Origin of the sequence: Microcystis sp. M165S2, assembly GCF_020245885.1 — a bacterium.
In the GTDB taxonomy this organism is placed as follows: domain Bacteria; phylum Cyanobacteriota; class Cyanobacteriia; order Cyanobacteriales; family Microcystaceae; genus Microcystis.
Genome location: NZ_JADBTZ010000333.1, coordinates 1 through 7,536, shown reverse-complemented (window position 1 = coordinate 7,536; position 7,536 = coordinate 1). Strand labels below are relative to the sequence as shown.

Below are 7,536 nucleotides of genomic sequence, written 5' to 3'. Positions count from 1 at the left end.
TTCCGAAAGTCCTTGACTTGTTTCAGTTTTTCTATTAAGCTCAACATATATTTTAAAAGTTGGCGGTCACTTTTCATTTTACCTGACAGTGATCGCTTTTACTTTTGATATTCTGATGGGAGAATGAAACAGCCCTACCCCAAACCCCCCGCGCATTAGCTTTTCGGTGGGATGCTTACAGGCAGCTGCTGATATACTGGTAATAATTTAAGAGTCACTGATAATTGCTGATTGTCGGTATTTTTGCCAATGTTAAGATGCAGCCTACTTTGCTCAAAATCAAGGTGTCAGGCATTCATTTATACTATAGCGTTTCCTGTTCGCAAGAGGTACATTATCGATGTTGAAAAGTTTAATCAGCAAAGGTTTAACTGTGCCACACAGGTGTGAGAATTGCGATATATTTTGGCTGCAATGCTGGCGCTCTCTTTTAATCACAGCTAAATTGACCATTTAATTGATGATTATTCATGGTTAATTCTCCAGCAACCACGAGAATTTTTGATTTTTACAAGAGGTCTAGTTATGTCTTTATCAATTCGAGTAATTATCCTAGTAGCGACAACAGTTTATCAGACGTTATCTGTTTGGTTAGAAGAACAAAAAGCACCTCCAGGTAATTTGATTAATCTGGGTAAATATCGCCTGCATTTTTGTCTAGTGGGAGAGGCTAGTCCCACTATTATTATTGACCATAGTTTAGGGGGAATTGAGGGATACTTTTTGCTAGAAGAATTGTCACAATTAGCTAGGGTTTGTATTTATGATCGAGCGGGTTATGGTTGGAGCGATTCTAGTCCATATCCCCGAACTAGCTACCAAATTGTTCAGGAATTAGATAAATTACTAACCCAAGCACAAATAGAGCCACCTTATATTTTAGTTGGTGATTCTTTTGGCAGTTATAATGTTCGACTATATGCCCATCTGTTCCCAGAAAAAGTAGTAGGTTTGGTACTCACCGATGGTTTACACGAGCAGGGAATGCTGAAAATGTCGCCAGCATTAAAGGCATTAAAATTATTTTTCATCTCCGGATTTTGGATGTCGATTATCGGCTCAATTTTAGGCATTATCCGAGTTCTGAAAGTTCTGGGAGTTTTTGAATTATTAAAACCAGAATTGCGTCGCTTTTCCCCAGATTCTTGTCATCGAGTTAAGCGTTCTTTCTGTCGCGCTAAACACTGGATGACGATGAGTAGAGAAATGTTTAATCTCGACCAAAGCGCTCGTCAGGTGAGTGAGGCTAACAATTTCGGTAATTTACCGATAGTTAGTATTAAAGCTAATTCTTTTTTTAAACCCTCCTTTTGGACTCGCTTTATTCCCCTCAAAAGTGCCAACCGACTCCGGGAGGAGATGCACCTAGAATTAGGCAAGTTATCCAAAGATTTTATGGAAATACAAGCGGATAAAAGTAGTCATTTTGTCTGGATGGATCAACCGGATGTGATGCTCGATGCGGTCAGAATTTTGCTTGACAAAATTAACTCTGTGTGCTAAGTAATAGGACAAAATTAACTTCTTGGTTAGGATTAGACGAGAGGCAAGAAATTCGATCGAGATTAACCAAAATCCTAGAGACTTATTGCCTAATTAACTTTTGAGAGTTCAAAAATGAGAAAAATAGGCATGAAGCTATCGTTCATTCTTAATTCTCCTGACTTCTGAATCCTAACCCTAACAACAATTTTTGATTTTTACAAGAGGTCTATTAAGTAGGGCAGGGCAAATAAATCTAAAAACCTTGTTGGATAATATCTTTAGACTTTTTTGATATCAAAAAGTGTCAGCCATTGGAGTGAACGGGGGGAATAAAACCCCTACACCCTACACCCTACACCAACAGACTTTTTCAGCAAACCCTAATTATTGAGGGTAATAATCTGAGCGCTAAAACCCTGTTTAGTTAACTCTTGTACCCGTTGTTTAGCTTGATATTGTTGCTGAAATAACCCCACTTGAATAACATTTTCTCCCGCGCGGATAAATGCGAGGGGTTCAATTTCTTGAATTTTTGCCAACGTTTCTGTACTATTACTCTGAACTTCAACGCGAAAGAGTTGATTAGTAGCAATAACCCGCTGCTGTGGTGGGGGAGAAGGGGGTTTATTGGCGCGATTTTGCGGTGTGGGGGCTGGTGGATTGACAGTTTGACGATTACTATTATTAATCACCGTAGCATCGGCAGGAAGCACGGTAGCGGGAGCTTGAAAAACGTATTCTCTCAGGGGTTGATTACCGGAAACCGGGGCAGCCACCGGGGGGTTAACTGAAGGAGAATTAACCGGGGGCAAATTTAAGGGTGGACATTGGGAACAATTAGCACCACTGGGACTGTCTGAACGTTTAGTTGGTTGTCTCACTGCCGGTGGTGGAGGCAAACGACGACCGGGATAAAGATTCTGGGCAAAAGATAAGTTTGCTTTTAGCAGCAGCGTTCCTTGAGCGATTATCCCGACTTTTAACCAAAATAAAGCCGAGAAAAACAGTAGGTTTGTTCTCATCATGCTGGTTTGTCCTCACACAAAATTTGGGTACACCATGTCCAAATTTTAAAGTAGGAGATGCTAGTCTAGAAAGTATATTGGTTAAAAATCATTACAAGATTTATGGGAAAAGTTGTTGTCGGTCTATCGGGGGGAGTAGATAGCTCTGTCGCCGCTGCCGTCTTACACGCTCAAGGTTATGATGTTATTGGCTTGACCCTGTGGTTAATGAAGGGTAAAGGTCAATGCTGCTCCGAGGGAATGGTAGATGCGGCATTTATTTGTGAGCAGTTGGGTGTTCCCCATCATATCGTCGATAGTCGCGAGCTTTTCCAAAAAGAAATTATTGATTATCTGGTTTCCGGTTACGAAGCGGGAATCACACCGCTGCCCTGTTCTCAGTGCAATAAAGCGGTAAAATTTAGCCCGATGCTGCATTATGCCAGAGAAACCTTAGAAACGGACACTATTGCCACCGGTCACTACGCTAGAATTCGTTTTTCTCCTGAAAATAACCGTTATCAACTGCTGCGCGCCGTCGATAAAAATAAAGATCAATCCTATTTTCTCTATGATTTAACTCAAGATGTACTGCGTGGGACTTTATTTCCCTTGGGCGAACAAACCAAGGCAGAAACCCGCAGGATTGCCCAGGAATTCGGCTTAAAAACGGCAGATAAACCCGATAGTCAGGATTTATGCTTGATTGAAGCTCACGGAACTATGCGATCGTTCTTGGATAAGTATATCGCCGTTAGTGAGGGCGATATCGTTGATCTCGATGGCAAAGTTTTGGGTAAACATAGCGGTATCCATCATTATACGATCGGACAACGCAAAGGCATCGGCATCGCCGCCGCCGAACCCCTCTATGTGGTACAACTGGATCCCGTCATGAATCGGGTTATCGTCGGTAATCGCGAAAGTGCCGTTAGTACCGATTGTCTTGTCGGACGGATGAACTGGGTTTCTATTGCTGAACCCACCACCCCTATCCGCGCGCAAGTACAGGTACGTTATCGTTCTCCGGCTGTTCCCGTCAATGTTATTCCCCTAGAAAATAATCAAGTGAAACTGGTTTTTGATCAACCACAATTTAGCATCACCCCGGGCCAGGCAGCCGTGATTTATGAAGGGGAAATCGTCCTCGGTGGGGGGATTATCTCAAGGGAGACTAGGGGGGATCAATCAATGCTATAATAACCACTATTTATCAGCAGGTAAGATAAGGGTGAATTTATTAGTCCATCGTTATCAAATTGTGCGATCGCTTGCTTCTGGTGGATTTGGTGAAACTTTTCTAGCTAAAGATACCCAATTACCAGATCATCCTTGGTGTGTTGTCAAGCAACTTAAACCCCAATCTGATCCCCAATCTTGGCAAATAGCAACGCGTTTATTTGATACAGAAGCAAGAAGTCTTTATCAATTAGGAAAACACGCTCAAATCCCCCAATTATTTGCCCATTTTTCTGAAAATAATCAATTTTATCTCGTTCAAGAATATATTGAGGGACATCCTTTAGGTGAGGAAATTATACTAGGGAAACAATGGGAAGAAATAGCAGTAATTGAATTTTTAGAAGATGTATTATCAACTTTAGCTTTTGTACATCAGCATAACGTTATTCATCGGGATATTAAACCTGATAACTTAATTAGACGCAAACTAGATAATAAAATTATTTTAATTGATTTTGGTGCGGTAAAACAGATTATTAATTTAAGTAATACTCAAAACCAACCTAAGACAATTGGAATAGGAACACCAGGATATATGTCAAATGAACAAAATCTAGGAAAACCTACCTTTAGCAGTGATATTTATTCTGTGGGAATGATTGCTATTCAGATGTTAACGGGATATTATCCTACCCAATTAGTTGATAATCAAACAGGAGAAATACATTGGCAAAATAACGTCAAAATAACACCTAAATTTACTGATATTTTAGTTAAAATGAGTCATCCAGATTTTCAACAACGCTACCCCTCAGCTAAAGAAGCTTTACAAGCAATTCAAGGTTTACAGGGAGTCTCCCCTACCATGGTGCCAACTATACAGAAGAATGGGGGTAAAATTGCCGTTATTCCCCTAATTTTAATGTTACTTTTAGGAGGAGTAATTGGTATTGGGTTGAACACTTTATCTGAGAGACAACAAAACAACGAGAGACAACATCAACCTGCTTTTTAAGCTATAAAGGTAATAGGAATAAGTTTAACAGGAGTAAGTAAGATTTATGAAGCGTCAGACTTCGGGAATAGCAGTTTCACTTTTGTTTGGTTTGCTAATGCTGACATCAGGATGTAAAGGAGATTCTAATGCAGCAACAAAACCTAATTTTTACTGTGGAAATGCTCAATATTTAGGTAAAAATGCCCCAGCTACTATTGTATATAATCCAAGCACAAACAAAGATTTTACTATAATTATTTGGAAACCAGATAATTATTATTTTGGTAATCAATGGAATCCTCAAAAGCGCTGTGATCAAGTTTCTAGACGATTCCAAGATATTTATGATCGGGATGGATTACAGTATATCACGGCTACGGTAGCAAGTTGGATTAGCGATCGAGAAGTTTCCGTTGTCTGTGGAGTAAAATCAAAAAGTGCTACTTGTAATCAAGATGATTTACTCTTTACTTTGGAAACCAAAGATGAGCCTTATGCAGTACTAGATGATCTTATGAAAATTCGCCAAGAACCTGAACACAATGCAGCCTTAACTAGAGGAGTAAATGATTCTAAAAATTCTAGCAAAAAGCAGCAAGTTTTTTATGATTTATCTGAGATTTTGAAAGTAGAAAAATCCCCAACACAGCAATCTAAACCAAACAACGGGGGAGCGTTTTAGACTCAAAATATACCTTTGTTTACGGGATTAGGAGTGTTTTGGGTTTTGCTTCTCCATTTTTCTGCTATAATTGTCGCATAATCGCTCATTTCTCTGAGTTTATTTTCTCCTTGCTGAACGATTTTTAAGATTTCTGCTAATTCCTGTTCAGTCAACGGTTTTGAAGTCATCGTTAATTCTCCAATCGGATTCTAATTCCATTGACTACTATTTTAGCTTCTAAAACTCGACCTAACTGCTCTGAGAAATCCTCCTCTGCTTCTTGAGTATCTTCATAAGATAACTCATCCTCCCTGTAATATACTGGACAGTTGCTTGCATCCGCCGTCTAGTGTTGTCAGCAAATAATAGATACTTGTTAAGTATAGCAAATATTGCAATAGATATGATATTATCGGGAAATAATTTCATCCTTTCCCTAATCAGTTCAATCCCATTATTATCCTCCAATGCTTATCTGAATTGCCATGAAACCGCAATTATTGAAACTTTGCCTAATTTTATCCCTATTTCCCCTAATTTTCTCCCTCGTATCCTGTCAAAACCAGCAACCTCAAGATCGTGGAATTACTATTACCACAAATCAGTCACAAAGTCAACAAAAACAACGACGCACAGCCTTAGTTATTGGAAATGCGAGTTATCAGGATAATCCTCTCAAAAACTCGATTAATGATGCAGAAGCGATGGCGAATGCGCTTAAAGATGTTGGTTTTGATGTTATTTTGCTGGAAAATGCTGATTTAAAGCAGATTGAAAATGCTATTGACACATTTCACCACCAACTTAAGGCAGGAGGAGTGGGATTATTTTATTATGCGGGACATGGTATACAAGTGGATGGGGAAAATTATCTTATTCCGGTAAATGCGAAGCTGGATGTGGCAGAAGATGTGCGCTATGAGGCGATTCCGGTAGGAAAAGTCTTAGCTAGGATGGAAGATGCGGCAAATCAGATGAATATTGTCATTCTTGATGCTTGTCGCAATAATCCCTTTGCTCGAAAATGGCGCTCTAGTCAACGGGGTTTGGCTCCGATACAATCAGCTAGGGGTGCCTTGATTGCTTTTGCGACGGAACCAGGAGGGGTTGCTGCTGATGGAGAGGGGGAAAATGGGTTATATACGTCTTTTTTATTAAAGCATCTGAAAACACCGAATTTAGATGTGGAGTTGATGTTTAAACGGGTACGGGAGGATCTTGTACAAGCTACTCAAAATAAGCAAGTTCCTTGGGAGTATTCCTCTTTGGTGGGGGATTTTTCTTTTAATCCTGTTACGGTAGCACAATCATCTCAACCTAATTCTACCACTGCTGAAACCTATTTTAAGCAAGGGGAAGACTACCGTAATAATAATCAATATGATAAAGCGCTCGCGGCATATACTAAAGCCATTGAAGTTAATCCTCAATTTGCCGAAGCTTACTTGTATCGAGGAGGTGTTTACTATAATTTAAAAGAATATGATAAAGCAATGGCAGATTGTAATAAAGCTCTGGAAATTAATCCTCAATATGCTTATGCTTACTATAATCGAGGGAATGTTTACAGTGATTTAAAAGAATATGATAAAGCAATGGCAGATTATAATAAAACCATTGAAATTAATCCTCAATATGCTTATGCTTACTATAATCGAGGATGGGTTTACTATAATTTAAAAGAATATGATAAAGCCATTAAAGATTATAATAAAGCTCTGGAAATTGATCCTCAATATGCTTATGCTTACAATAATCGAGGACGGGTTTACTATAATTTAAAAGAATATGATAAAGCAATGGCAGATTATAATAAAGCCATTGAAATTAATCCTCAATATGCTATGGCTTACAATAATCGAGGGAGTGTTTACTATGATTTAAAAGAATATGATAAAGCCATTAAAGATTATAATAAAGCTCTGGAAATTGATCCTAAACATCCTTATGCTTCTCATAACAAAAAGTTAGCCGAGGAAGCAAAAAGAAATCAATAAGCATCTGAAGGAGTATAACAATATAAAGCACTAACACAATTACATTAGCATCAAATCTGACTTCTTTTATCGAAAATTTGGGTTAAAACCCCGTCGTAAAACGACGGCTTTTCTTGATCTTTAATATAGCACCTAAGAACTTCCAATGGCGCACCTCCTACAGAAGAAACAAAATAACTAGGCGACCAAAGAGCATCTTTCCCATAG

8 protein-coding genes are annotated in these 7,536 nt (G+C 38.9%); 5 read left to right on the top strand and 3 right to left on the bottom strand.

The window, feature by feature from the left end:
- Positions 1 to 525 precede the first annotated feature (525 nt).
- The gene (locus IM479_RS16510) at positions 526 to 1,503 is read left to right on the top strand and encodes an alpha/beta fold hydrolase (protein ID WP_287686717.1); all 978 of its coding nucleotides are present in this window, start codon (positions 526 to 528) and stop codon (positions 1,501 to 1,503) included.
- 362 nt (positions 1,504 to 1,865) lie between these two features.
- Here the strand turns inward: IM479_RS16510 and IM479_RS16505 are convergent, their stop codons facing one another.
- Complete coding sequence (locus IM479_RS16505) at positions 1,866 to 2,510, bottom strand: hypothetical protein (RefSeq protein WP_286826722.1); 645 nt, start codon at positions 2,508 to 2,510, stop codon at positions 1,866 to 1,868.
- A gap of 102 nt (positions 2,511 to 2,612) precedes the next feature.
- Here IM479_RS16505 and mnmA point away from each other — a divergent pair, with 102 nt between their 5' ends.
- From mnmA to IM479_RS16490, 3 genes are read left to right on the top strand one after another with little or no spacing between them, the layout of a single operon-like run.
- Positions 2,613 to 3,689 (top strand): tRNA 2-thiouridine(34) synthase MnmA, encoded by a 1,077-nt coding sequence (gene mnmA, locus IM479_RS16500; protein ID WP_287686716.1) that lies wholly within the window; start codon positions 2,613 to 2,615, stop codon positions 3,687 to 3,689.
- 31 nt (positions 3,690 to 3,720) lie between these two features.
- Positions 3,721 to 4,686, top strand: coding sequence for a serine/threonine-protein kinase (locus IM479_RS16495; protein WP_286826718.1), 966 nt, complete (start codon positions 3,721 to 3,723; stop codon positions 4,684 to 4,686).
- A gap of 46 nt (positions 4,687 to 4,732) precedes the next feature.
- On the top strand, positions 4,733 to 5,350 hold the full coding sequence (locus tag IM479_RS16490) for a COP23 domain-containing protein (protein WP_287686714.1): 618 nt from the start codon (positions 4,733 to 4,735) through the stop codon (positions 5,348 to 5,350).
- 2 nt (positions 5,351 to 5,352) lie between these two features.
- On the opposite strand, the gene IM479_RS16485 is transcribed toward IM479_RS16490, so the two are convergent.
- Positions 5,353 to 5,520: a hypothetical protein gene (locus IM479_RS16485; protein ID WP_287686713.1), complete on the bottom strand. Its 168-nt coding sequence runs from the start codon at positions 5,518 to 5,520 to the stop codon at positions 5,353 to 5,355.
- Positions 5,521 to 5,817: 297 nt separating this feature from the next.
- Between IM479_RS16485 and IM479_RS16480 the strand changes: the two genes are divergently transcribed.
- Positions 5,818 to 7,329 (top strand): tetratricopeptide repeat protein, encoded by a 1,512-nt coding sequence (locus IM479_RS16480; protein WP_287686711.1) that lies wholly within the window; start codon positions 5,818 to 5,820, stop codon positions 7,327 to 7,329.
- A gap of 50 nt (positions 7,330 to 7,379) precedes the next feature.
- Here the strand turns inward: IM479_RS16480 and IM479_RS16475 are convergent.
- Positions 7,380 to 7,536, bottom strand: a 157-nt coding sequence (locus tag IM479_RS16475; RefSeq protein ID WP_287686718.1) for a transposase, incomplete at its 5' end; no start/stop codon positions are given.